We start from the raw sequence: 24,606 nt of genomic DNA, 5'->3' as shown, positions 1-24,606 counted from the left end.
AGCTCGCCTTGTGCCTGGGCAAGAACATCGGCGGCGAGCCGATCATCGCCGACCTCGCCCGGATGCCCCACCTGCTGGTCGCCGGCACCACCGGCTCGGGCAAGTCGGTGGCGATCAACACCATGATCCTGTCGCTGCTCTACCGGTTGAAGCCGGAAGAGTGCCGCCTGATCATGGTCGATCCCAAGATGCTGGAGCTGTCGGTCTACGACGGCATCCCGCACCTGCTCTCCCCGGTCGTGACCGACCCCAAGAAGGCGGTGATCGCCCTCAAATGGGCGGTGCGCGAGATGGAGGAGCGCTACAAGAAGATGGCCAAGATCGCCGTCCGGAACATCGACGGCTACAACGGCCGGATGAAGGAGGCCCGCGAGCGCGGCGAGGTCATCACCCGCACGGTCCAGACCGGGTTCAACCGCGAGACCGGCGAGGCGGTGTTCGAGCAGGAGGCGATGGACCTGTCGGCGCTGCCCTACATCGTGATCGTGGTCGACGAGATGGCCGACCTGATGATGGTGGCGGGCAAGGACATCGAGGGCGCGATCCAGCGTCTGGCCCAGATGGCGCGGGCGGCGGGCATCCACCTGATCATGGCGACGCAGCGCCCGTCGGTGGACGTGATCACCGGCACGATCAAGGCGAACTTCCCGACCCGGATTTCTTTCCAGGTCACCAGCAAGATCGACTCGCGGACCATCCTCGGCGAGATGGGCGCGGAGCAGTTGCTCGGTCAGGGCGACATGCTGTTCATGGCTGGCGGCGGGCGCACGACCCGGGTGCACGGGCCGTTCTGCTCGGACAGCGAGGTCGAGAGCGTGGTCGCCCACCTCAAGCGCCAGGGCCGGCCGAGCTACCTCGACGCCGTCACCACCGACGACACCCCCGAGGAGCCGGCCAAGGAGGGCAAGTCCGGTCGCGGCGCCAAGGCCGAGAAGGTCGAGCGCTCCGAGGACTCCGACGAGGAGGCCCCGGTCTTCGACATCGGCGCCTTCGCGGCGGCGACCGGGGGCGAGTCGGACGACCTGTACAAGCAGGCGATCGAGGTGGTGCTGCGCGACCAGAAGGCCTCGACCAGCTACATCCAGCGCCGGCTGCAGATCGGCTACAACCGCGCCGCCTCGATCATGGAGCGGATGGAGATCGAGGGCATCGTCGGCCCGGCCAACCATGCCGGCAAGCGCGACATCCTGGTCGCCGGCGCGCCGCACGCCTCGAGCGGGATGTACGACGACGAGTGAGGCCGAGACCCGGCCGCGATCCGATGGGTCGCGGCCCGCACGTCGCATCTTCGCCACAGGGCGGGGCTCTAAAGCGCTCGACGCTGACAGCCCCGTCCATTCCCGTTTCTGCCGGAGCGCCCGCCCGGGCGTCCAGGAGGTTCTGCCGATGATCGGCCGCCGCACCCGCACAGCCGGCTCCCTGATCGCCGCCGGGCTGTGGCTCGCCCCCGCCGCCCCGGCGCAGGCGCAGGTCGGCGCGTTCATCGACAGCCTGTTCGGCCGCAAGGACGAGCCGGCGCCGGAGCCGGAGGCCGCCCCGGCGGCCCCTGCGCCCGCGCCCAAGAAGCCGGCGGCCAAGCCCGCCGCCAAGGATTCGGCCGCCAAGGACGCGCCGAAGACCGGCAGCCTCAAGTCCGGTGCCAAGAATTCCGACAAGGCCGACCACAGGGCCACCGAGCCCAAGGTCGCCGCTGTGGGCTCGCCCTCGGCGGTCGCCCCGTCCGAGCCCGCGGACGCCGCGACGCTGCTGGCCCAGGCCAACGCCTATTTCAACGCCATGAACACCCTGACGGGCAATTTCATGCAGATCGGCGCGGACGGCCGCCGGATCGGCGGCAAGCTGACGCTCGCCAAGCCCGGCCGCCTGCGCTTCGACTACGACCAGCCCTCGCCGCTGGAGGTGGTGGCCGACGGCACCTCCGTGGCGGTGCGCGACCGCAAGCTCGCCACCCAGGACCTCTACTTCATCGCCCAGACGCCGCTGAAATTCCTGCTGCGCGAGAAGATCGACCTCGCCCGCGACCTCACCGTCACCGACGTGTCCAACGATCCGGGCGGCGTGCGCATCAGCCTGGAGGACCGGGCGACGCTCGGCGGCACCTCGAAGATCCAGCTGTTCTTCGATGCCGAGATGAAGACCCTGTCGCAATGGCGGATCACCGACCCGCAGGGCTACATCACCACGGTGCAGCTCTCGAACCTGCAGCGGCCCAAGACCGTCGACGGCAGCCTGTTCTTCATCAATTACGGGCGCGCCGAGGACAAGGCGATGCAGCAGCAGATCCAGCAATCGCAGCCCAACTGAGCGATCGGCGGGGGCGTGTCTCGACCCGCACGTTGGTCAGCGAGCGTGACGCGCTCTCCTCCCCCTTGCGGGGAGGCGTTGGAGGCGGGGGTGGCTCAGAGAAGGCACCACTGCGCCCCATCCTGCACCACCCCCACCCCTGACCCCTCCCCGCAGGGGGGAGGGGAAAAAGCGTGGCGCTTGCCGCCGCGCCCGCTCTGTCAATCCGCCAGCCCCAACCCGAGACCCCGCCCGTGCGCCTGTCCGTCACCACCTGGAACATCAACTCGGTGCGGCTGCGCATCGACTTGGTCCTGCGCGTCCTGGCCGAGCACAAGCCGGACGTGCTCTGCCTCCAGGAGACCAAGTGCCCGGACGACGCCTTCCCGCTCAAAGCCCTGCGCGGCTCCGGCTACGAGCACGTCATGTTCGCCGGCCAGAAGGGCTATAACGGCGTCGCGATCCTGTCGCGCTTCCCCCTGCACACCCGCGGCGTGATGGGCTTCTGCGAGAAGCAGGACGCCCGGCACATCTCGGCGGTGCTCGGGCCCGAGGCCGGGGCGGCGTCGGGGATCGCGCTGCACGATTTCTACGTCCCGGCCGGCGGCGACGTGCCCGACCGCGACCTCAATCCGAAATTCGCCCACAAGCTCGATTTTTTGGCCGAGCTGCGTGCCTGGGGCGGCAAGCGCGCCGCCGGCCCGGCGATCCTGGTGGGGGACCTCAACGTCGCGCCGCTGGAGCACGATGTCTGGTCGCACAAGCAGCTCCTTGACGTAGTGAGCCACACGCCCATCGAGACCGAGGCCCTGGAAACGCTGCGCGGGGAGGCCGGCTGGATCGACACGGCCCGCCACCTCGTCCCGGAGCCGGAGAAGATCTACACCTGGTGGAGCTACCGCTCCCCGGACTGGTCGGCGGCCAACAAGGGCCGGCGCCTGGACCATGCCTGGGTCTCGCCGGATCTCGCCGGCACGGTCCGCTCGGTCGAGGTCCTGCGCGACGCCCGCGGCTGGGAGCGGCCCTCCGACCACGCCCCTGTGACGTTGACGCTCGAGCTGTGATTCGGTCGCACGGAACTGCCGTGACCACGGCGCATTGGCGGTTCACGAACCCGCGATGTGAGCCCGCCCCATGCGCAAGATCCTGATTGCCCTTCTTCTGCCGAAGGTCGTCTCTTTCCTGCACCGTCGCTACGGCAGCCCGCACGCCGCCCGCGACCGGGCATTCTGACGTTCCGCTCCACCGACCTTCGAGTCCAGGCGAGCCGCTCTCCATCCCCGTCCCGCTCGGGCCGAGGATGAAGACGGCGCGTCCACGCGCGTGCTGACCGGCGCGGCGTGCCCCGCCTCTCAGAAAGCCGCCTCGATGACCGACGATCCCCGCGAGGCCGGACCCCGGCCGCCGTTTCCCGGCGACCAGCAGCAGGAGCGGCCGGGCCTCACCTCGAAGATGACGCCGCGGCCCGATCACGGCGAAGAGAGCTACGTCGGCAAGGGCCTGCTCGCCGGCCAGGCGGCCCTGATCACGGGCGGCGATTCCGGGATCGGCCGGGCCGTGGCGATCGCCTATGCCCGCGAGGGGGCCGATGTCGCGATCTCCTACCTGCCGGTCGAGCAGGGGGATGCCGAGGACACCAAGGCCTGGGTCGAGAAGGCCGGCCGCCGCTGCCTGCTGCTCCCGGGGGACATCCGCGACGAGGCCCAGTGCCGGACGCTGGTGGACCGCACGATGGCCGAGTTCGGACGGCTCGACATCCTGGTCAACAACGCCGCCGCCCAGGTGGTGAACGCGGACCTCGACGACCTCAAGGCCGCCGATATTGAGGGCTCGTTCCGGGCCAACGTCTTCGCGATGTACTACCTTGCCCAGGCCGCCGTGCCGCACATGAAGCCGGGCGGCGCGATCGTGAACTCGACCAGCGTCCAGGCCAAGGTCGCGGGCGCGAACATGCTGATCTACGCCGCCACCAAGGGCGCCATCGCCAGCCTCACCATCGGCCTGTCGAACCTGCTCGCCCCCAAGGGCATCCGGGTTAACTGCGTCGCGCCGGGGCCGGTCTGGACCCCGATCCAGCCGATCGTGAAGAGCCCCGAGGAGCTGGAAGAGCTCGGCAGCCAGACACCCCTGGGCCGCGCCGGCCAGCCGGCCGAGCTGGCCGGGGCCTACGTGCTCCTCGCCTCGCGGGAGGGCAGCTTCATGTCGGGCGCCCTGGTGCCGGTGACCGGCGGCATCCCGATGCTGTGAGGCGCGGGCCGCCTCATTCCACGTAGACCCCCGCGCCCACCAGCGCGGGGACGCCCTCGACGCTGGTCGCGCAGACATAGCTCCACTTCACCTCGGGCGTGCTGCGCCGGGGCCGCGGGAACATGTAATCGACCCAGCCGGACCCCGAGTCCCGCACCACGCTCACGAACTCCTTGTGGAACTGCTTGCCGGCCGCGTCGTGCTCCTCGAGCAGGTCCCGGCCTTCGCGGTTCGGATGGGCGGCGTTGAACAGCACGATCCCCTGCAGGTCGACGACGAACAGGTAGACGTCGCCGTAACGCCAGGGGCTGTTCGGGCGCCGGAACGCCGTGAACGCCGCCCGGCCCCTGGTCTCGAGCGCCTCGGCGGCCGCGTTGACCAGGGTCTCGATCTCGGCCGCCTGATGGACGGGGACGCGCTCGTTCCGGCCGATGACGGGCCGCGTCGGCAGGAAGACGATCAGGGCCAGGATCGGAAGGCTCACGATCAGCAATCGCTTGGGCATGGTCGCGCCCCTGACGGTCCACCCCTGTCGGGCCGGTGGAGGCTTCGCTCCGGCGCCCGCATCACGAACGCATCAGCCGGCGCGGCGCCGGAAGAACCCGGTCTCGATCGCCATCCGCGGGGCGGGCCACCAGCGGAACCGGGGCGCCTCGGACAGGATCGCTGCCGGCTGCGGGGTCTCATCGCGTTCGTCCGCGGTGTGGTGGGTCTCGATCATGCGCTTCAGCCGCTTCAGGGCGGCGATGTACAGGCAGGCCCGCAGGCGCCGGGCCTCGCTGGACTGGGCCTCTTCGAGGTCCTTAAGAAGGATTTCCGCCTGCCGGATGTGGTGTTCGGCCTCGGTGATGTAATCGACGATCGCACAGAGATCTGACATCTTCCGGCTCCCGGATGCGATGGAGAGCGCGGCGCTGGCACGCCGCCGACCTGTTCCCGAGATCAAGGACCTGTCCCCACCCCGGGTTAGCCCCGGTGGTGTCAGTCTCGCGATCGCACGGCGGGGCCGCTGATCAATGTTCGGAAGCGCCGGATCTTGCGATCACGGACGCATCACGCCCGACCGGGCGGATATACCGTGCAATCGGCAATAGATCCATATCGTTTGCTCAGGTCAACTGAAAATTAGCACTCTTCGAAGCGACCGGCGGGTCGGTTGCTGACGCGGGCTCGCGCTCCGCTGCACACGGAAGCGGTCTCCGGACCCGACTGGCCCTCCGTCCAGCCCGACCCCCCGCATCCTGAGGCGGGAGCGCAGCGAGCCGCGAAGGAGGCCCGGCGGCCTCTGGTCGTTGCGGGGGCAAGCGATGAGTGCCGTGCCGGTAGAGGCGCCGCCGGCCGAAGACCTGGAGAGCGCGGGCCCGGCCCGATGCGGGCGGATGCGGGTAGCCCGCGCCCGACCGCATGGCGAACGCGGGCGTCGGGCTCCTGGGCCACCTGGTCGCCGTGCGGCTCGGCGCCCTGGGAGACCCTCGTGCAGGCGCGCATCGGCCCGCTCCGGATGACGCGCACGGCGGTCACGATGCCGCCGACCCGGCTTACGCGGCTTGCGCGTCGCCATGGCTCCGATCGCCCGGCCGGACGGGCAGGCTCTCCGGATGCGCGTGGCCTGGGTGGAGAATGTCGGCGACCCCGATGCCGGCCAGCGCCCGATCTTCCTGAAGGTCGGCGGCACCGACGGCTTCGACAGCGAGCGCATCATCAACCCGGGCAAGGACCTCGTGGTCTGCGTGGCGGCCCGCAAGCCGCGCATCCCCATCGCGCGGATCGGCGTCGCGCTATCGCGGCGCCTGCCGTGAGGGCGGGCGGTCATGGGCCGTGCCGGTGCTCGGAGCGGCGCAGATCGCGCCCCCACGGCCGCCACCGTCATTGCGCGCGCAGCGAAGCAACCCAGGGCGGCGCGCGATCTCCGGACGTGGCGTGTCCCTGGGTTGCTTCGTTGCGCGCGCAATGTCGAGAGGGACTGCGTTCAGCGCTCGGAGGCTCGCTGGGCCACGAGCGTTGCGCCCCTCGATTTCTGCAGGGTCGCGTCGATCTGCTCGCGCTGGCGGGTGAACTCGGCAAGCAGCCGGCCGTCCAGTTCGCGGCCGCGGGGGAGGCGGATCTTCATCGGGTCGACGAAGTGGCCGTTGATGATCACCTCGTAATGGAGATGCGCCCCGGTGGAGAGTCCGGTGGAGCCGACATAGCCGACCACCTGCCCCTGCCGGATCCGGGCGCCTTCCCGCACGCCGGCTCCGATCCGCGACATGTGGTTGTAGGCGGTCACGTAGCCGTTGACGTGCTGAATCTCGACGTGGTTGCCGTAGCTCGATGAGTTCTTCACCCGGGCCACGATGCCGTTGCCCGCGGCCAGGACCGGCGTGCCGACCGGGCTGGCCCAATCGACGCCGGTATGCAGCTTGGTGTAGCCGAGGATTGGGTGGCGCCGATAGCCGAAGCTGGAGCTCATGACGGCGGCGGTCACGGGCTTGCGCAGCAGGAACTTCTTGAGGGAACGTCCCTGGTCGTCGAGATAATCGATCGTGCCGTCGTCCGGGGACTGGAAGCGATAGACCTTGTGGGTTTCGCCGCCGAGCGTCAACGCCGCGTAAAGCAGGTCCGGCCGTTCAGCGCCGGTCTCGTCATCTTAGGTGTAGAACACGTCGAGCCCGTCGCCGCCGACGATCCGGCGCTGGAAATCCAGGTCGTAGCTGAACACCCGCACGATATCTTCGACGGTGGCCCGCGGCAGGTCGTAGCGTGCCGCCGTCTCGTAGAGGCTCTGGTAGAGGCGCGGCCCTGAGCCCGAATCCTCGTTCTCATCCTCGCCAACCTCGGCTTGCGGTTGCGGCTGGGCGGAAGGAGCCGCCTCGGTCGGCGGGGCCACCGAGACGAAGGCGCCGCGATCGTTGAGCGCCGCGATACCCTCGATGCCGCTCTCGCCGTACAGGATGACCCGGGTGACCTGTCGGGGATCGCCGGGATATGGCCCGGGGGCGACCTGCACCTGCAGCTGCTGGCCTTCCGCGAGGGCGGCGATGCGGGCCTTGCCCCCCAAAGCCGCGACGATGCCGTGGATCTGCTCGTCGCCCGCCAAGCCGGCGGCCTTCAGGGCAACCTCTAGGGTCTCGCCCCGTCTGAGCCCGAGCTTGCGCTCCTCCACCAGGGGCGGCTCGTTCGGCTTCAACTCGACCTTGGCAATTTTGGTCACGTTCTCGGGGACGACCAGCACCTCGATCGCCTTGAACGGGTTCGCCTCTTTGCTCAAAGCTCCCGCAGCCGCGCCCTGCTGGAGGGTGCGGGACAGGAGGATCTGCGGTGCGATCGGGACGGCTGCGCGGCGCCCGACCTCGGCGGTGATGCGGCGCTCCTCTTCCACCTGGGCGGTCACGTCATCGTCGGTGAGCGCCGAAGCATCGGACGGCACGACAGTATCGACGAGGTCGCGCTTGACCACCGTTACCTCGGCGCCGGGCTCGTCCGCGGCCGTGTCGGGCGCGCGCTCCAGGGGCTCGTCGGATACGAACTTCATCGGGTCGAACCGCGGCAGCTCGCCGGTATACACGCCCGTCGTCATCAACAGGGGTGTGTTGCTTCGCACGAAGGTCTTGGCCTTGATGATCTCGCGATCCCCCAAACGGACGGTCACGGGCGCGCGAAAACTTTGCTTGGCCGAAGCAATCATCTGGGAGCGCACCAACCGGTCGCCCTTGTGTGCGCTGTTTGAGCCGGTCTCGCTCGACCGTATTCGGGTAGCGCCGATCTCCGGACTGACCGGAGCGAAACCATCCTCTCGCAAAGAGATATGCAGGGCTGCGGCAAGCAGGCCGGCGCCGATCAGGCCCGTGAGGGCGCTGGCGCAGAGCCAGCGCAGGTTGACGGCCCGCCGATCGGTCGGGGTCGCACGCGCTCCGAGATAATGCAGGGGCGCATGGACCCCGTCATTACGGGAGGCCGTGGTGACCTTCCCAATCTTGAATCGCCTGGTACGCACCCATAATCTCTCACGAAACTCCCGCTGTACACTCTTGTGCGGGAGAGCGGTGCTATTGAAAAAGTTCGTACAGTTTTTCGCGCTATTACGTACGTGTTCAGTATTTATAATGGCGAATATAAAGAATGGTTTCGGATTTTATTGCCGTCATGCAAGCTTTGAGGTTGGTCGCCCAAGTTAGCACGTAAAATTTCAGGGATCAATGGACGGATATAAGGCGTATAAATGCCGGTTGTTGAAATTAATGGCCGCCTAAAGTTCTGAGTATTTCAATCTTGTTTCGTTTAGTATTCAAACAAAAAGGACCAAGGCCGAAGCCTTGGTCCTGAATACGCATCATCGAGTCGAGATGATCTTGCTGCTCCGGGATCCGGGCGCGGCCTTGCGGGACTAGAACGGGATATCGTCGTCCAGGTCGTAGCCGCCGCGGGCGCCGCCGCCGCCGCCGGAGGAAGCCGGGGCCGGACGTCCGCCACCACCACCGCCGCCGCCCTGGGCGCGGCCGCCGCCGAAATCACCGCCGCGGTCGCCGCCCCGGCCACCGCCCGAGTCGCCGCCGCGGCTGATCTGGCCGGCGCCCTCGTCCTCGCCGGCGAAGTCGCCGCCGCCACCGCCGCGGCCGTCGAGGATCGTCATCTCGCCGCGGAAGCGCTGGAGCACCACCTCGGTGGTGTACTTCTCGACGCCGGAATTGTCGGTCCATTTCCGAGTCTGGAGCTGGCCCTCGATATAGACCTTCGAGCCCTTGCGCAGGTACTGCTCGGCCACCCGGGCGAGGTTGTCGTTGTAGATCACGACCGAGTGCCACTCGGTCTTCTCCTTGCGCTCGCCGGAGGCCTTGTCCTTCCAGGACTCGGAGGTCGCCAGCCGCAGGTTGCAGACCGGGTCGCCCGACCCGAGGCGGCGCATCTCCGGGTCGCGCCCGAGATTGCCCACCAGAATCACCTTGTTGACGCTGCCCGCCATCGCTCTCTCCTCACCGTACGGATCTCACTGGGCTCATCACCCGGCGGCCGGGGACTCATGCGCCCGGGCCGTCGGAGCGGCAACCTGCGGTCGCGGATTGTACCCGTAATCCGCAGCTCGCCGACGATGTTTGTTCTATCTCTGTTCCAGCGAATCGGCAAGATCCGCTCAGGGGATATGCACAACCAGCTTGCCGAAATTCCGGCCCTTCAGCAGGCCGATGAACGCCTCGGGCGCGTTCTCCAGGCCCTCGACCACGTCCTCCCGGTAGCGGACCTTGCCCTCCCGGATCCACGTCCCGACCTCCTGCCGGAAGATCTCGGCCTGGTCGGCGAAATCCCAGACGATGAAGCCCTGGATGTGCAGGCGGTTGGTCAGAACGGAGCGCATCAGGCCGGGCAGCCGGTCCGGGCCGGGGGGCGCCTCGGTGGCGTTGTAGGCTGAGACCAGGCCGCAGACCGGGATCCGGGCGAACGGGTTCAGCAGCGGCATCACGGCGGCGAAGACGGCGCCGCCGACATTCTCGAAATACACGTCGATGCCCTTGGGGCAGGCCTCGGCCAGCGCCCCGGGCAGGTCGGATCCGCGATGGTCCACCGCCGCGTCGAAGCCGAGTTCCTCCGTGAGGTAGCGGCACTTGTCCGGCCCGCCCGCGATCCCCACCGCCCGGGCGCCCTTCAGCCTGGCGATCTGCCCGACCAGCGAGCCCACCGGCCCGGCGGCGGCGGCCACCACCACGGTCTCCCCGGGTTTCGGCTGCCCGATATTGAGCAGGCCGGTATAGGCGGTCATACCCGGCATCCCGAGCACGCCGACCGCCGTCGAGGGCGGGGCCGCGTCCGGATCGACCCGGCGGGTGCCCTGTCCGTCGGTGGCAAAGTACTCCTGCCAGCCCGCGAAGGCCGTTCGAAGAGTTCCAACTGGTATATCGGGATTCTTCGAAGCGACGACCTCGCCGACCACCTCGGCGGTGATCGGTTCGCCGATCTGCACCGGGGTCGCGTAAGATTTCGCGTCGCTCATCCGGCCGCGCATATACGGGTCGAGGGACAACCAGCGGGTGCGGATGAGGATCTGGCCCGGCCCGATCTCCGGCACCGGACCCTCCTCCAGGCGGAAGTTCTCCGGCTTCGGCTCCCCGTGCGGGCGCGAGGCCAGGACGATGCGGCGGTTCACGGCGTTCATTAAAGACTCCCGGGTGCTCTGCCTGCGACCCCCGATCTGGGGCGTCGCACCCCGGCGGCCAATGGGGCGCCCCGCGCGTTGACCGGGATCGGCTTCAACCGGAGACGACATGCGCACCACCCTGATCGGCTTCGGCTTGGCCGCCCTGACGGCAGGCGCCGCGGCGGCCGGACCGCTCGATGCCTATCGCTGGCGGTCCCGGGTCCTGGTGCTCTCGGCCCCCGACGCAGCCGACCCCAACTTGCGCGCCCAGCGCGCCGCGCTCGGGCCCATGCGCAGCGGCGTAGCTGAGCGCGACCTCGCGGTGCTGGAGGCCATCGGGACCGGCGCCGAGGCACGAGCTCTGCGCGTGCAACTGTCTCTGCCGGAAGGTGAATTCCGGGCGGTCCTGATCGGCAAGGATGGCGGCGCCAAGCTCGAAGCTGCGGTGCCGATCCCGCCCCAACAGCTGTTCGCCACGATCGACGCGATGCCGATGCGGCGCGGAGAGATCCAAGGGCGTCGCTAGATTCCGGGGCCTGGTTTCCGGGGATGGCGGGGCCTGCGGACACCAACGGTTAAGCCTACCGGCCTATCACCGAGCGGTGTCGGCGGCCGCCTCCCGGCCGTCCGTTGTGGCCCGCCAGGACGCGCGAACGAGACGCTCGCATCGATGACCCGAGAACAAGTTGCCACCGCCATCCGCCGCCTCGTCAGCCTCCAGGTCGAGGATATCGAGCGCGCGGTCCGCGACGGCCACAAGACCATCGCGCTGAACGAGCTGGCGGATCTGAACCGCCAGCTCAAGGCCTTCGCGGCCGCCCTCAAGAAGGCCCCGGCCCGGATCTGACCGGGGCCGCGATCCTACCAGCGGGGCCCGCCCCAGCGGCGGGGCGGATAATCCTCGGGCGGAGGCGGCGGCGGGGGCGGCCCGCGCTCGAAGGCTGGCTCGTCGCAGACCCGCACCCGGCGGACCACCGGCGCACCGTCCGGATCGAACCGGCGGCGAACGAATTCCCGGCACGCCTCGGGCGGCGCCGCGGTGAAGCGGGGCCTGCGGAATTCCGGCTCGGGCGGGGGCGGCGGCGGCGGAGGGCGCCGCTCATAGCCATCGCCGGGGCCGCCATAGCCGTGGGGCGGCGGATAGGGCCCATCGAAATCGGCGGCCAGCGCCGGGGCGGCGGCGAGCAGCAGGGCGCAGAATCCGGCGCGCCCGATGACATGACGGAGGGGCACTGGTGGGCCTCGGCAGGAAGCGGCGGCGGGGATCGCGGCCATCGATGCCAGAGACTGCGCCGCGCCGCCTGAACCCCTGCCGCATCCCCGGTTGCCCACCGTTCAGCCGGCTAACCCGGTTATCGCTCCGCCGAAGCGGGCTTCAGTTCTGCATCGCGTTGATCTCGCACTGCGCGTATTCCCCGCTCGCCTTCACGTAGGCGTTGAGCTTCTGGACATAGGCCTCGGCGATCGGCCGGAATGCCTGCGCTTGCAGGTTGTAGGCCTTGACCGCGTCGTTGAAGCTGTAGGCCTCCCAACCGGGACAGCCGCCCTTGGCGTCGAGGCAGGCCGGCTTCTCGGGCAGGGCCGGCTTGACCGGCCGCGCCGAGGCCGGCGGCGGCTCGGGCGCCTTGCAGGCCGTGGCCGCCGCGGCGGCAGCCGGCGGCGTCTTGTCCGGTGCTGTCTTGGGCGCTGCCAGGGCCAGAGACGGCGCGAGCATGCCCGCGATGAGGAGAAGCCTGCCGCGCATTGCCCGTGTCACTCCGCTGCGGCGCGAGAACCGCCGGTGGCGGGTTCTGCGGCATTAGGCGGACGGCGACAAGGGTTCCGTCAGAGCGGTTTTGGCTTGGGTCCTGCGCGGCGCGCCGGGCGCCGCCCGCGGCGTCCGGTCCGTGGTGCGCGCGCCGCGCAGGAGCGCGATGGCCGGCATCAGCAGCCCGGTCGCCAGAACCCACCAGGCCGGCCTGATCGGGCCGGAAAAGTCGAGATTGGCCGCCAGCACGAGGCTGGCCGGGACGCCGCTGGCGAGCCCATACCAGGCCGCCTCGAGTCCCGCTGTTGCGAGGCCGCCGAGGATCGCGAGGAGCAGCAGCGACCACGGCCGCTCCGGCAGCTTGAACCGCCGCATCGCCCGCCAGCCCATCAGCAGCAGGAACAATCCGGCGGAGAAGACCGGATCGCTGACATCGATCTTCGATTGCAGGAAGTAATGGACCAGCGCCAGCACCGCGATCGTGTAGACGAGCCGGTGCAGCCGGTGCCAGTTCGGCCCGAGGTTGCGGATCGCCGCGTCCGTCGAGGTCAGCCCCAGGGCGATCAGGCCGATCAGCGCCACGAAGCCGATCGTCAGGTAGAGCCGCAGGGCGATCTCGGTTACGACCTTGGTCAGGACCAGGTTCTGGTCGACCGCGTAGAGGGTGAGATGCGCCACCGCGTAGGCCATCACGGTGATGCCGAGCATGCGCCGGACCACCAGCACCTTCCCCCAATCGGCGATGCGGCGTAGCGGCGAGATCGCCAGCGAGAACAGCAGGAAGCGCACCGCCCATTCGCCGGTGGCGTGGATCAGCGCGGTGATCGGCTTGGCGCCGAGCGCGTCGAGCCGGTAGGCCGCCGCCAGGTACACGGCCGGCGCGATGCAGGCCAGGAACACCGCGAGCTTCAGCCACGAGAGGCGCCCGGCCCGGTCGAGCCAGGGGAGGGGGATGCCGAGGGGAACGGCCAGGCGGTCGATCATTGCTTTCGGACTCGGCCTTCTGACATCGGAAGCGGCGTGGCCCTCGGGCCAGGGTAGTAGGAGTGCGAAACCGGCGCTTGTGTGGATCGCTCCCCGCGCGGGTCGGTTCGCCGCGGATGTCCCCGGTGTTACGCCGGCACGGTTGACCTCGCCGCCCAAGCGCCGAGATTGCGGGCGGACGGACACCGGATGGATCCCATGCAGTACCGCAATCTTGGCCGCTCCGGCCTCAAGGTCTCGCCGATCTGCCTCGGCACGATGATGTTCGGCGGCCCCACCGACGAGGCCACCGCCGGCCGCATCGTCGGCAGCGCCCGGGAGGCGGGCATCAACTTCATCGACACGGCCAACGTCTACACCGAGGGCCGCTCGGAAGAGATCACCGGCCGGGCGATCAAGGGCGACCGCGCCGCCTGGATCCTCGCCACCAAGGTCGCCAACCCGACGGGCCAGGGGGTCAACGACCGCGGCCTCTCGCGAATCCACGTGATGAAGGCCGCCGAGGACAGCCTGCGCCGCCTCGGCACGGAATTCATCGACATCTACTACCTCCACAAGGAGGATCACGACACGCCGCTCGCGGAGACCGTGCGGGCGATGGCCGACCTCGTGCGGGCGGGCAAGATCCGGCATTTCGGCGTCTCGAACCACCGGTCCTGGCGGGTCGCTGAGATCTGCCGGCTCTGCGACGAAATCGGGATCGACCGGCCGGTGGTGAGCCAGCCCTATTACAACGCCTTCAACCGCATGCCCGAGACCGAGCACCTGCCGGCCTGCGCTCATTACGGGCTCGGCGTCGTCCCGTACTCGCCCCTCGCCCGCGGCGTGCTGACCGGCAAGTACGACCCGGACGCCCCGCCCCCGGCTGAATCCCGCGCCGGCCGGCAGGACGCCCGGATGATGCAGACCGAGTGGCGGCCGGAATCCCTGCGCATCGCGCGCACCCTGAAGGAGCATGCCGAGGGCCGCGGCATCACGGCCGGGCAATTCGCCACCGCCTGGGTGCTGAACAACCGCCTCGTCACCGGCGTCATCGCCGGGCCGCGCACCGAGGCGCAATGGCAGGAATATCTCGGCGCCCTCGACTACGCCTTCACCCCGGAGGACGAGGCCCTGGTGGACGGCTTCGTGGCCGCCGGGCACCCGACCACGCCGGGCTACAACGATCCGGCCTATCCGCTGGAGGGGCGGATCCCGCGGGGCGTTTGATGTCCGCCGGCCACGGCACCCGACGGGCGCTCGCCCGGGTGGGCCGTGATCGGTGCCTCTCCCATCCAAATCCCTCATCCTGAGGCGCGAGCGCAGCGCGCCTCGAAGGAGCCCTCCAGGGATCGCGCGGCCAGCGGGAGGCCTCCGCCGAGGGCTTCGCTGCGCCACCTTCAGGATGAGGGCGAGAGCGGGAAGACCGGTCTGACACGCTCTTAAGAGGTCGTTCCCGGCACGCGAGTCGAGCGTGAGTTCAGCTTGCCCAGGCTGGCGGCGAGTTCAGCCGACGCCTCGGAGACGGCCCTGGCGACGACGATGAAGCCGCGCTCGGTGAGGGCCTTTGCCAAGTCCTCCAGGGCGGCTTCGAGCTGACGGGTCAGGACATGCTCTCCGAGGCTCGACAGGGTGCGGTTGGCGACATCGGCGAGCCTGTCCGCCGTCGGCTGCCCGACATGACGGAGCAGGATCGCCAGGGTCTTCACCGCTTCCGTGAGCGTCTGGGACTGGATCGACTCGGACGCCACCACGATCACGGCTTCGAGGGCGTCGGTCGCGATGATCGGTGCGGCATCCGCGTAGACGATGCAGGAGCTTGGATCTTCGAGCGGCTGGTTCTCGTCCTCGCTCCAGTGCGCGATGATGTCCCGCAGGGCCTGGATGACCGAGAGGCCGGGGCTGGGGTTGGATTTCGACGTCGAGACCGAGGTCCAGGCGATGGTCGAGAGCTGGTGCAGGCCATAGGCGGCGTCGTGCTGGAGGTCGCGTCCGTCATCGTAGGTGAGCGCTTTCAGCGTCTCGCCGACGAGGCTCTCCCGTGCCCCCGCATCGAGCGTCGTGCCGGGCCGGCAGCGCACCTGGAACAGGGGGTCGTTGACGGCGCGATACGTCCCGACGGTGATGTCGAATTCGATCTCGACCGCCGCTCGGGCATGCCGCCGCACGGCCTCTTCGATGCGCGGGAGATCGAGGCGGACGACGTACCCGCTTTCCCGCGCGCGGATCGATGCGGCCACGGGCCAGTCCGCCCGCGCCGTCCTCCGGGTGGCGGCAAGCAGCCGGAGATCTTCATCGCGGGCTTCCAGAACCCGGTCGTGGATAAATTGGATGATCTGCGCCGGCCGCATCTGATCGATCGTGTTGTAGATCATCACGATGATGAGGCAGAGGGCCGAGGTGGTCAGCAGCAGGGCGATCGTGGTCCCGAAGACGGGTCGGTGAAAGCCGGTGTTGGTGACGAGCGTCATCAGGACGAACACCGACAGGCCGACGAAATACCCGAAATAGAACTGGTTCGTGCGCCGGGCCATGAACTGGTCGGTGACCTGCGCGGTCAGGGCGGCCGCCCCCTGTTGGACGGCGAGCAACAGGAGCGAGAAGGTGATGGAGGTGACGGTGATGATGCTGGACGCCACCGTCGTCAGGAGGCCACCCAGGGCCGCTCGGTCGCCCAGCAATTTCCCGAGCCACGCGAACCCGGCCGGCGCATCGCCCCCGGACCAGGACCGATCCGCCAGATAGACCAGGGCGTTCAGGCACACGAACCCGATGACGGTCGCCAGCGGCAGAGCAAGGAACTGCCGGAACGACCGCCTGACAGCGCTGAAGAAGCGGCCCGGTACCGACTTGATCGTCTTCATGCTCGAATGTTGCCTGGAATCGATTGCTGGTTGCGAGCCGTATAGCAAATCCGACCCGGCGATCTCGCCAGTATCGACCCGGTGGGAACCAAGCCGATCGCATGGTCTCGGGGTGAGGCCGGATCGGGTTCGTGCGCGCGGGCGCACCCTGGCCCTGACCCGATCCGTTCGATTGCATCACGTCTCCGACCTGCCGCGTCGCTGATCTGCCTTGCGCTCGCGGCCGAGCGCGGCTATCTATCGCTCAACAGTTCTGATGGCAGTCGCGAGGCTGCGGTTCGGGAGTGGGCCCCACCGGGTCCGCTCTTTTTTTTCGCCGCGTCAGGTTTGGCCGCGCGAGACCGCACGTTCGGACGTGCCGCCCAGAACGCCGCAAAGGTTGCGCGCTGATATCCATGTCGTCCGAGATCGAAGCGGATCTGTCCGAGAAGCGCCTCGTCCGCGAGAGCGGTGTCGCCGCTCGCGTGGTGCAGGTGATCGAGGGGCCGGTCCAAGGCCTCGGCTTCCGGCTGGTCCGGGTGAAGGTCACCAACACCAACGGTTGCACCGTCCAGATCATGGCCGAGCGGCCGGACGGCACCTTCTCGATCGACGATTGCGAGGCGGTGAGCCGGGCGATCTCGCCGGTGCTCGACGTCGACGATCCGGTGGGCACCGCCTACAATCTCGAGATCTCGTCACCAGGGATCGACCGACCGCTGGTGCGGGTCTCGGATTTCGCCCGCTGGGCGGGCTACGAGGCCAAGGTCGAGCTGAGCCCGCCGCTGGACGGGCGCAAACGCTTCCGTGGCATCCTGGGCGCGCCGGACGCGGAGAAGCTGACCGTCCCCATCGACCTGCCGGACGTGAAGGAAGGGCTGCCGAGCCGGATCGACCTTCCGCTGCGGGATCTGGCCGATGCGCATCTCGTGCTCACCGACGAGCTGATCCGCGAGTCCCTGCGTCGCGGCGGCCCGCCGGCCGACGATGCGGACGCGCTGGACGAAGACGACGCGGCCGAGGACGACGCGTCGGCGGTGCCCGCCCGGCCCGCGCCGAAGCCGCAGGGGCCGAAGGGCAAGGCTGCCAAAGTCGACCCGAAGGCCCCGAAAGAGAAGAAGCCGCCCCGCACCGGCCCCAAGAAGCCGGTCGTGTCCAAGGCGTCCCGTCTGAAGAGCCGCGACGACCTGCATTGAATTGAGATTCGGGCTCGGCCACCCTCGGGTGCCCGGCACGAAGACTTGACGGAAGAGAAGGACCGACACCGATGGCCGTCGTCAGCGCCAACAGGCTCGAACTCCTCCAGATCGCCGACGCGGTCGCCCGCGAGAAGGTGATCGACCGCTCCATCGTGATCGACGCGATGGAGGAGGCGATCGCCAAGGCGGCGCGCTCCCGCTACGGCGCGGAGACCGACGTTCACGCCGAGATCGACAACAAGACCGGAGCCCTGCGGCTGTCGCGCCACCTCCTAGTGGTTGATCAGGTCGAGAACGATGCCCGCGAGATCACCCTGGATCAGGCCCGCCGCTACAATCCGGGCGCGCTGGTCGGCGACGTGATCTCCGACACCCTGCCGCCCTTCGATTTCGGCCGCGTCGCCGCCCAGTCGGCCAAGCAGGTCATCGTCCAGAAGGTGCGCGACGCCGAGCGCGCCCGTCAGTTCGACGAGTACAAGGACCGCATCGGCGAGATCCTCAACGGCATCGTCAAGCGGGTCGAGTACGGCAACGTCATCGTCGACCTGGGCCGGGGCGAGGGCATCGTCCGCCGGGACGAGATGATCCCGCGTGAGACCTTCCGGCCGGGCGACCGGATCCGCTCCTACCTGTTCGACGTGCGCTCGGAAGTGCGCGGACCGCAGATCTTCCTGTCGCGCTCGCACCCGCAGTTCATGGCCAAGCTGTTCGGCCAGGAAGTGCCCGAGATCTACGACGGCATCGTCGAGGTGAAGGCGGTGGCCCGCGATCCGGGCTCCCGCGCCAAGATCGCCGTGATCTCCCGCGACGGCAGCATCGACCCGGTCGGCGCCTGCGTCGGCATGCGCGGATCCCGGGTGCAGGCTGTCGTGGGTGAGCTGCAGGGCGAGAAGATCGACATCATCCCGTGGTCCGAGGACGAGGCGACCTTCATCGTCAACGCCCTTCAGCCCGCCGAGGTCGTGAAGGTCGTGCTCGACGAGGAGGCCGACCGCATCGAGGTGGTGGTGCCGGACGACCAGCTGTCGCTGGCCATCGGCCGCCGCGGCCAGAACGTGCGTCTGGCCTCGCAGCTCACCGGCTGGGACATCGACATCCTGACCGAGGCCGAGGAATCCGAGAGGCGCCAGAAGGAGTTCGCCGAGCGGACCCAGGTGTTCATGGAGGCGCTGGACGTCGACGAGACCGTCGGCCAGCTGCTGGCGGCGGAAGGGTTCCGCAACGTCGAGGAGATCGCCTACGTCGACATCCAGGAGCTGTCGGGCATCCAGGGTCTTGACGAGGAGACCGGCGCCGAGATCCAGGCTCGCGCGCAGGATCACCTCGCCCGGATCGAGCAGGAGCACGATGCCCGCCGCACCGAACTCGGCGTCGCCGACGAGCTGCGCGAGATCGAGGGCATCACCACGCCCATGATGGTGGCGCTCGGCGAGAACGACGTGAAGTCCGTCGAGGACCTGGCGGGCTGCGCCACGGACGACCTCGTCGGCTACACCGAGGGCCGTGGCCCCGAGGCCGTGCGCCATGCCGGCTACCTCGACGGCTTCGAGCTGTCGCGGGCCGAGGCCGAGGGCCTGATCATGGCCGCCCGTCTCAAGGCCGGCTGGATCGAGGCGCTGCCCGAGCCGGAGGCCGAGGAGGGTGCTGAGACCGCCGAGGGCGAGGAGACCGAGACGGCCGCCACCCCGGCCGAGGCCTGAGCGGAGGCCGCGGCGGACGCGCGCATGGCCGAGGTCGACACGACCCCGCCCGACGAGGGGCAGGATCCGGGACTCGATCCCGGGGGGCTCGATAGCGGCCCCGGCCGGCGCGTGCCGCAACGCACCTGCATCGTCACGCGCGTCGTCCAGCCGCCCGAAGCGATGATCCGGTTCGTGCGCGGTCCGGATGGCGCCGTGGTGCCGGACCTCCGCGCCAAGCTCCCCGGGCGCGGGGCCTGGATCAGCGCCCGGCGCGACGCCGTGACGACGGCGGTCCGCAAGAATCTGTTCCCGCGGGCGTTCAAGGGGCCGGCCCAGGCCGGCCCCGACCTGCCCGACAAGATCGTCACCGGCCTGCGCGAGGATCTGCGGCAGGCCATCGCCATGGCCAACAAGGCGGGATGCGTGGTCGCAGGGTTCTCGAAGGTCGAGGCGGCGATCGGCGGCCAGCCCGGCGCGGTGGCGCTGATCCATGCCGCCGAAGCCAGTCCCGACGGTCGCCGGAAGATCGCGTCGGCCTTGTACCGGCGCCACGGTGAGGCCATGTCAAGGATACCGATCATCGACGACCTGTCCGAAGATGAATTGGACATGGCCTTGGGTCGGGATCATGTGATACACGCTGCGCTCGTCGCAGGAGCCGGAGCTGCCGGCTGCCTGTCGCGTTGGCGTCGGCTACGCTCCTTCGAGGGCGCCGCCGCGGCGACCGAGGAGCCCGATCCAGCCCGAATCGGCGGGATCGACGAAGCCTCACGTTGACGACGCACCAGGACGAATTTGGCTGGCGCCACCGGGCGTCGGTTCACGGGACGATGGAAACCCTCAGGGTTCAGGCTGAATGAGCGACACGAACAACCCGGGCGACAAGACTCTGAACAGGACTTCTCCGAAGCCGCTCTCCCTCAAGCGGCCGATCGAGGCAGGCACCGTACGTCAGAGCTTCTCCCATGGCCGCTCCAAGCAGGTCGTGGTCGAGACGGTCAAGCGCCGCGGCGTCGGCGCGGCGCCGGCCGCTCCTGCCCGTGAACCTGCGCCCGCCCCGCGCCCGGCCCCCGCGGCGACCACCACGCCACCGCCGCGCCCGGCCCAGCGCTCGGCATCGGGCGTCGTGCTGCGCACGCTGAGCGAGCAGGAGAGCGCCGCCCGCGCCGCCGCGCTGGCCGATGCGAAGCGCCGCGAGGCCGAGGCCCGTCAGAAGGCCGAGGCCGAGGAGCAGGCGCGCCGCAAGGAAGTCGAGGAGCAGGCCCGCCGCGAGCGCGAGGCTGCTGAAGAGCGCCGTCGCGAGGAGGAGGCCCGCAAGGCCGCCGCCGCCGAGGCCGCCCGCGCCGCCGAGGAAGCCGCCAAGGCTGCCGCTGCGGAAGCGGCTGCCGCCGCCCAGGCTCAGGCCGCCGCGCCGGCCGCCCCCGCTGCTGCTGCGCCCGCCGCGTCCACCCCTGCTGCTCCGGCTGCGGCCCCCGCCCGGCCGGCCTCGGCGACGCGTCCGATGCCCGCCCGTCCGACCGCCGTTGCGGCTCGTCAGCCCGAGGGCGCCCGCCCGACTGCTGCCGCGCCGGCACGCCCGGCTGCTGCTTCGACCGCAGCGCCTGCGGCCCGCCCGCCGCTGACCCCCCGGCCCGCTACCGGCGAGCCGCGCAAGACCATCACGGCGGATTCGCGCAAGCCCCGCGATCTCAACTTCATGGCCCGGCCCGCCCCGGCGCCCGAGCCCGAGAAGAGCGCCACGCCGACGACCGCGGCGCGTCCCGCCGGCGCGACCGCTGCCGCGCGTCCCGCCGGCCGCGGTGCCCAGACCAACGAGGACGAGTCCGAGACCAAGCGGGTCATCCGCCGTCCCGGCATGCCGCTCAAGATCATTGCGCCGCCGAAGACGCCGAAATCGCCGGGTGGCGACCGCAACCGCGGCCGCCTGACCATCGCGACGGCGACGTCTGGTGAGGACGAGCGCACCCGCTCGGTCGCCTCGTTCCGACGCCGCCAGCAGCGCATGAGCGGTCGCGGCCAGGTCGAGCAGAAAGAGAAGCTGTCCCGCGAGGTGACGATCCCCGAGACGATCACCATCCAGGAACTCGCCAACCGCATGTCGGAGCGGGCCGTAGACGTGATCCGCCTGCTGATGAAGCAGGGCGAGATCCACAAGATCACCGACGTGATCGACTCGGACACTGCCCAGCTCATCGCCGAGGAGCTCGGCCACACCGTGCGCCGCGTCGCCGAGTCCGACGTGGAAGAGGGCCTGTCCTCCGACGAGCCGGATCTGGAGGAGGATCTCGATCCCCGTCCGCCGGTGGTCACCATCATGGGCCACGTCGACCACGGCAAGACCTCGCTGCTCGACGCGATCCGCAAGGAGAACGTGGTGGAGGGCGAGGCCGGTGGCATCACCCAGCACATCGGCGCCTATCAGGTCGCGTCGCCATCCGGCGACATGATCACCTTCATCGACACCCCGGGCCACGCGGCGTTCACGTCGATGCGGGCCCGCGGCGCCAAGGTCACCGACATCGTGGTGATCGTGGTGGCGGCCGATGACGGCGTCATGCCGCAGACCATCGAGGCGATCCAGCACGCCAAGGCGGCCGGCGTCCCGATGATCATCGCGGTCAACAAGATCGACAAGCCGGATGCGAACCCGCAGCGGGTCCGCACGGAGCTGCTGCAGCACGACATCCAAGTCGAGTCGATGGGCGGCGAGACCCTGGAATTCGAGGTTTCGGCCAAGACCGGCGACGGTCTGCCGGAGCTGCTGGAGGGTATCCAGATCCAGGCCGAGATCATGAACCTGCGCGCCAACGAGAAGCGCGACGGCGAGGGCACGGTCATCGAGGCCCAGCTCGACCGCGGCCGCGGCCCGGTGGCGACGGTGCTGGTCCAGCGCGGCACCCTGTTCACCGGCGACATCGTCGTGGCCGGTGCCGAATGGGGCCGCGTGCGCGCCCTGATCGACGATCTCGGCGAGAACGTCCAATACGCCGGCCCGTCGGTGCCCGTGGAGGTGCTCGGCTTCAACGGTACGCCCGATGCTGGCGATCGCGTCACCGTGGTGCCGAACGAGGCCCGCGCCCGCGAGGTCACCGAGTATCGCGCCCGCCAGAAGCGCGAGCGTCAGAATGCTCGCACCGGCGGTGCCAACCGCTCGCTGGTCGACATGATGCGCGACCTAAAGGAAGGCGCCGGCCGCAAGGAGCTGGCGGTCGTCATCAAGGGCGACGTTCAGGGGTCGGTCGAGGCGATCTCGGGCGCCCTGGAGAAGCTCGGCAACGGCGAGGTCGCGGCCCGCATCCTGCTCTCGGGTGTCGGCGGCATCACCGAGTCGGACATCACCCTGGCGCAGGCCTCGAAGGCGGTGGTCATCGGCTTCAACGTGCGCGCCCTCAAGGAGGCCCGCGAGGCCGCCGAGCGGGCCGGCATCGATATCCGGTACTACAACATCATCTACGACCTCGTGGACGACATCAAAGCCACGCTGTCGGGGATGCTGCCGCCGACGCTCCGCGAGGAGCGCCTGGGCGAGGCGTCGATCCAGGAGGTCTTCGAGGTCTCCAAGGTCGGCAAGGTCGCGGGTTGCCGCGTCACCGACGGTATCGTGGAGCGTGGCGCGCATGTCCGCCTCATCCGCGACAGCGTCGTGATCCACGAGGGCAAGCTCAAGACCCTCAAGCGGTTCAAGGACGACGCGAAGGAAGTCACCTCCGGCCAGGAGTGCGGCATGGCCTTCGAGAACTTCGAGAACATGCGCGCAGGCGATGTCATCGAATGCTACCGGGTCGAGGAGATCCGTCGCACCCTCTGAGATCCCGGACCTCGTCCGGACAGGGCGGTCGCGGCCTCAGCCGCGGCCGTCTTTTCTTTTTGGTGCATCGCTCCTCTTTTGCACCTCTCTTTATTGGACGTGAACCGGCCGCCCCGCGGCGTCGGCCCGAGACAGAATGGCCCAGAAACCCACATCCACCGGCCCCTCGCAGCGCCAGCAGCGCGTGGCCGAACTCATTCGCCACGCCCTCGCGGAGGTGCTCCAGCGCGGCGACATCCAGGATCCGGTCCTCGGCACGCATGTCGTGACGGTGCCGGAGGTGCGGATGTCGCCGGACCTGAAGCTCGCCACCGCCTACGTGATGCCGCTGGGCGGCATGGACGAGGCGCCGGTGATCGCCGCCCTGGAGCGCCACCGGAAGGTGCTGCGCCAGGAGGTGGCGCGGCGGGTGAACCTGAAATTCGCGCCCGAGCTGCGCTTCCGCCGCGACGAGACCTTCGACGAGGCGGCCCGCATCGACAAGCTGCTCCGCAACGAGCGGGTCCAGCGCGACCTCGTCTCCGAGCGGGACGGTGACGGGCATGAGGACGACGAACCGGAGACCGGTCGGGGGCATTGATCCCCATCGGCACACGGACAGGAACGGGGCAACGACCCCGGGGGACACGAGGCCATGACCGTTTCCATCGAAGATCATCCGCCGGCCGAGCGCGCGGTGTCCGCCCCCGGCGCCGAGCGCCGGGGCCCGGAGGAGCGCCGTCCGCAGCGCGGACCGCGTCCCGACCGGCCCAAGCGCCGGGACGTGTCGGGCTGGGTCATCCTCGACAAGCCTGTCGGCATGACCTCGACCCACGCCGTCGCGGTGGTGAAGCGCGCCTTCAACGCCAAGAAGGCCGGCCATGCCGGCACCCTCGATCCGCTGGCCTCGGGCATCCTGCCGATCGCGCTGGGTGAGGCGACCAAGACCGTCCCGTTCGTCATGGACGGCCGCAAGGCCTACCGGTTCACCGTGCAATGGGGTGTCGAGACCGACACCGACGACGCCGAGGGCCGCGCCGTCGCGACCAGCGACGCGCGTCCGGAGCGGGCGGCCGTCGAGGCGGCCTTGCCGGCCTTCGTGGGCGCGATCGAGCAGGTGCCGCCGCGCTATTCCGCCATCAAGATCCAGGGCGAGCGCGCCTACGATCTGGCCCGCGAGGGCGAGATCGTGGAGCTGGTGGCCCGGCCGGTGCAGATCGATCGCCTCGCCGTCGTCGAGCATGACGGCGAGCGCACCGTGATCGAGGCCGAATGCGGCAAGGGCACCTATGTCCGCGCCCTGGCCCGTGACCTCGGCCGCATGCTCGGCTGCTACGGCCACGTCTCGGCCCTGCGCCGGACCCGCGTCGGCCCGTTCTCCGAGGCGGAATCCTGCGCTGCCGACGGTCTGACCGAGGGCGGCCCGGAAGCCGCGCTCGCGCATCTGCGGCCGGTGGAGACCGCGCTTGACGCGATCCCCGAGGTGACGGTCTCGCGCGACCTGGGTCTGCGCCTGATGCGCGGCCAGTCGGTGATCCTGCGCGGTCGGGACGCCCCCGTGGAGGGCAAGGCCTTCGCCACCTGCGGCGGCATCCTGGTCGCCGTCGGCGATGTCGAGCGCGGTGAGCTGGTGCCGCACCGGGTGTTCCATCTCGGCGGCACCGCACCGGTGCGGAACGCCTGAGCCGACCGCCCCGCGCCTCGACCTGAGGCGCGTGGGCGCAGGGGGAACGAACCTCAGCGATC

At 69.6% G+C, this 24,606-nt stretch carries 22 protein-coding genes and 1 pseudogene; 14 read left to right on the top strand and 9 right to left on the bottom strand.

Annotation, left to right across the window (positions count from 1 at the left end):
- From MKK65_RS07635 to MKK65_RS07620, 4 genes are all read left to right on the top strand, one after another.
- A partial coding sequence (locus tag MKK65_RS07635) for a DNA translocase FtsK (protein ID WP_279596578.1) occupies window positions 1-1,238 on the top strand: 1,238 nt, incomplete at its 5' end.
- Window positions 1,239-1,386: 148 nt separating this feature from the next.
- A complete protein-coding gene (locus MKK65_RS07630; protein ID WP_243956766.1) occupies window positions 1,387-2,304 on the top strand; it encodes an outer-membrane lipoprotein carrier protein LolA in 918 nt (305 codons plus the stop codon).
- Window positions 2,305-2,537: 233 nt separating this feature from the next.
- The gene (gene xth, locus MKK65_RS07625; RefSeq protein ID WP_058194144.1) at window positions 2,538-3,347 is read left to right on the top strand and encodes an exodeoxyribonuclease III; all 810 of its coding nucleotides are present in this window, start codon (window positions 2,538-2,540) and stop codon (window positions 3,345-3,347) included.
- A gap of 304 nt (window positions 3,348-3,651) precedes the next feature.
- Window positions 3,652-4,530, top strand: coding sequence for an SDR family oxidoreductase (locus MKK65_RS07620; protein WP_243956764.1), 879 nt, complete (start codon window positions 3,652-3,654; stop codon window positions 4,528-4,530).
- A 13-nt stretch (window positions 4,531-4,543) separates the two neighbouring features.
- On the opposite strand, the gene MKK65_RS07615 is transcribed toward MKK65_RS07620, so the two are convergent.
- Window positions 4,544-5,035 (bottom strand): cache domain-containing protein, encoded by a 492-nt coding sequence (locus MKK65_RS07615; protein WP_243956762.1) that lies wholly within the window; start codon window positions 5,033-5,035, stop codon window positions 4,544-4,546.
- 72 nt (window positions 5,036-5,107) lie between these two features.
- Window positions 5,108-5,410 (bottom strand): hypothetical protein, encoded by a 303-nt coding sequence (locus MKK65_RS07610; protein ID WP_243956760.1) that lies wholly within the window; start codon window positions 5,408-5,410, stop codon window positions 5,108-5,110.
- Window positions 5,411-6,089: 679 nt separating this feature from the next.
- Between MKK65_RS07610 and MKK65_RS07605 the strand changes: the two genes are divergently transcribed.
- Window positions 6,090-6,329 carry a hypothetical protein gene (locus tag MKK65_RS07605; protein WP_243956758.1) on the top strand — a complete coding sequence of 80 codons (240 nt, stop codon included), beginning with the start codon at window positions 6,090-6,092 and terminating at the stop codon, window positions 6,327-6,329.
- Window positions 6,330-6,499: 170 nt separating this feature from the next.
- Here the strand turns inward: MKK65_RS07605 and MKK65_RS07600 are convergent.
- The 3 genes and pseudogenes from MKK65_RS07600 to MKK65_RS07590 form a co-directional block, all read right to left on the bottom strand.
- Window positions 6,500-8,506, bottom strand: a pseudogene (locus MKK65_RS07600) (M23 family metallopeptidase).
- Window positions 8,507-8,896: 390 nt separating this feature from the next.
- A complete protein-coding gene (gene ssb, locus MKK65_RS07595; RefSeq protein WP_243956756.1) occupies window positions 8,897-9,472 on the bottom strand; it encodes a single-stranded DNA-binding protein in 576 nt (191 codons plus the stop codon).
- Window positions 9,473-9,640: 168 nt separating this feature from the next.
- Complete coding sequence (locus MKK65_RS07590) at window positions 9,641-10,657, bottom strand: NADP-dependent oxidoreductase (protein ID WP_243956754.1); 1,017 nt, start codon at window positions 10,655-10,657, stop codon at window positions 9,641-9,643.
- Between the two features lie 109 nt (window positions 10,658-10,766).
- Between MKK65_RS07590 and MKK65_RS07585 the strand changes: the two genes are divergently transcribed.
- Both MKK65_RS07585 and MKK65_RS07580 read left to right on the top strand, forming a co-directional pair.
- Window positions 10,767-11,165, top strand: a complete 399-nt coding sequence (locus MKK65_RS07585; RefSeq protein ID WP_243956752.1) for a DUF4174 domain-containing protein — start codon at window positions 10,767-10,769, stop codon at window positions 11,163-11,165.
- Between the two features lie 144 nt (window positions 11,166-11,309).
- Complete coding sequence (locus MKK65_RS07580; RefSeq protein WP_167367624.1) at window positions 11,310-11,486, top strand: hypothetical protein; 177 nt, start codon at window positions 11,310-11,312, stop codon at window positions 11,484-11,486.
- 14 nt (window positions 11,487-11,500) lie between these two features.
- Here the strand turns inward: MKK65_RS07580 and MKK65_RS07575 are convergent, their stop codons facing one another.
- The 3 genes from MKK65_RS07575 to MKK65_RS07565 all read right to left on the bottom strand — a co-directional run bounded on the left by MKK65_RS07575 (window position 11,501) and on the right by MKK65_RS07565 (window position 13,370).
- Complete coding sequence (locus MKK65_RS07575; protein ID WP_243956749.1) at window positions 11,501-11,872, bottom strand: hypothetical protein; 372 nt, start codon at window positions 11,870-11,872, stop codon at window positions 11,501-11,503.
- Between the two features lie 142 nt (window positions 11,873-12,014).
- Window positions 12,015-12,383 carry a hypothetical protein gene (locus tag MKK65_RS07570; RefSeq protein WP_243956747.1) on the bottom strand — a complete coding sequence of 123 codons (369 nt, stop codon included), beginning with the start codon at window positions 12,381-12,383 and terminating at the stop codon, window positions 12,015-12,017.
- 54 nt (window positions 12,384-12,437) lie between these two features.
- Window positions 12,438-13,370, bottom strand: a complete 933-nt coding sequence (locus tag MKK65_RS07565) for a sulfite oxidase heme-binding subunit YedZ (RefSeq protein WP_243956745.1) — start codon at window positions 13,368-13,370, stop codon at window positions 12,438-12,440.
- A 198-nt stretch (window positions 13,371-13,568) separates the two neighbouring features.
- Here MKK65_RS07565 and MKK65_RS07560 point away from each other — a divergent pair, with 198 nt between their 5' ends.
- On the top strand, window positions 13,569-14,579 hold the full coding sequence (locus MKK65_RS07560) for an aldo/keto reductase (RefSeq protein WP_243956743.1): 1,011 nt from the start codon (window positions 13,569-13,571) through the stop codon (window positions 14,577-14,579).
- Between the two features lie 212 nt (window positions 14,580-14,791).
- Here the strand turns inward: MKK65_RS07560 and MKK65_RS07555 are convergent, their stop codons facing one another.
- Window positions 14,792-16,213 carry a DUF2254 family protein gene (locus MKK65_RS07555; RefSeq protein WP_243956741.1) on the bottom strand — a complete coding sequence of 474 codons (1,422 nt, stop codon included), beginning with the start codon at window positions 16,211-16,213 and terminating at the stop codon, window positions 14,792-14,794.
- A 395-nt stretch (window positions 16,214-16,608) separates the two neighbouring features.
- On the opposite strand from MKK65_RS07555, the gene rimP reads away from it, so the two are divergent.
- The 6 genes from rimP (at window position 16,609) to truB (ending at window position 24,544) form a co-directional block, all read left to right on the top strand.
- Complete coding sequence (gene rimP, locus MKK65_RS07550) at window positions 16,609-17,388, top strand: ribosome maturation factor RimP (RefSeq protein ID WP_243956739.1); 780 nt, start codon at window positions 16,609-16,611, stop codon at window positions 17,386-17,388.
- Between the two features lie 71 nt (window positions 17,389-17,459).
- A complete protein-coding gene (gene nusA / locus MKK65_RS07545; protein ID WP_243956737.1) occupies window positions 17,460-19,091 on the top strand; it encodes a transcription termination factor NusA in 1,632 nt (543 codons plus the stop codon).
- Window positions 19,092-19,115: 24 nt separating this feature from the next.
- On the top strand, window positions 19,116-19,850 hold the full coding sequence (locus MKK65_RS07540) for an RNA-binding protein (RefSeq protein ID WP_243956735.1): 735 nt from the start codon (window positions 19,116-19,118) through the stop codon (window positions 19,848-19,850).
- Window positions 19,851-19,929: 79 nt separating this feature from the next.
- Entirely contained in the window at window positions 19,930-22,881 is a 2,952-nt protein-coding gene (gene infB, locus MKK65_RS07535; RefSeq protein ID WP_243956733.1) for a translation initiation factor IF-2, read from the top strand.
- Window positions 22,882-23,017: 136 nt separating this feature from the next.
- Window positions 23,018-23,461: a 30S ribosome-binding factor RbfA gene (rbfA, locus tag MKK65_RS07530; RefSeq protein ID WP_058190936.1), complete on the top strand. Its 444-nt coding sequence runs from the start codon at window positions 23,018-23,020 to the stop codon at window positions 23,459-23,461.
- Between the two features lie 54 nt (window positions 23,462-23,515).
- On the top strand, window positions 23,516-24,544 hold the full coding sequence (gene truB / locus MKK65_RS07525; RefSeq protein WP_243956732.1) for a tRNA pseudouridine(55) synthase TruB: 1,029 nt from the start codon (window positions 23,516-23,518) through the stop codon (window positions 24,542-24,544).
- The last annotated feature ends 62 nt before the right edge of the window (window positions 24,545-24,606 follow it).

The organism is Methylobacterium sp. J-001, from assembly GCF_022829565.1.
Lineage (GTDB): Bacteria > Pseudomonadota > Alphaproteobacteria > Rhizobiales > Beijerinckiaceae > Methylobacterium.
The sequence above is the reverse complement of the archived record's forward strand: the minus strand, read 5'-3'. Positions and strand labels throughout refer to the sequence as shown.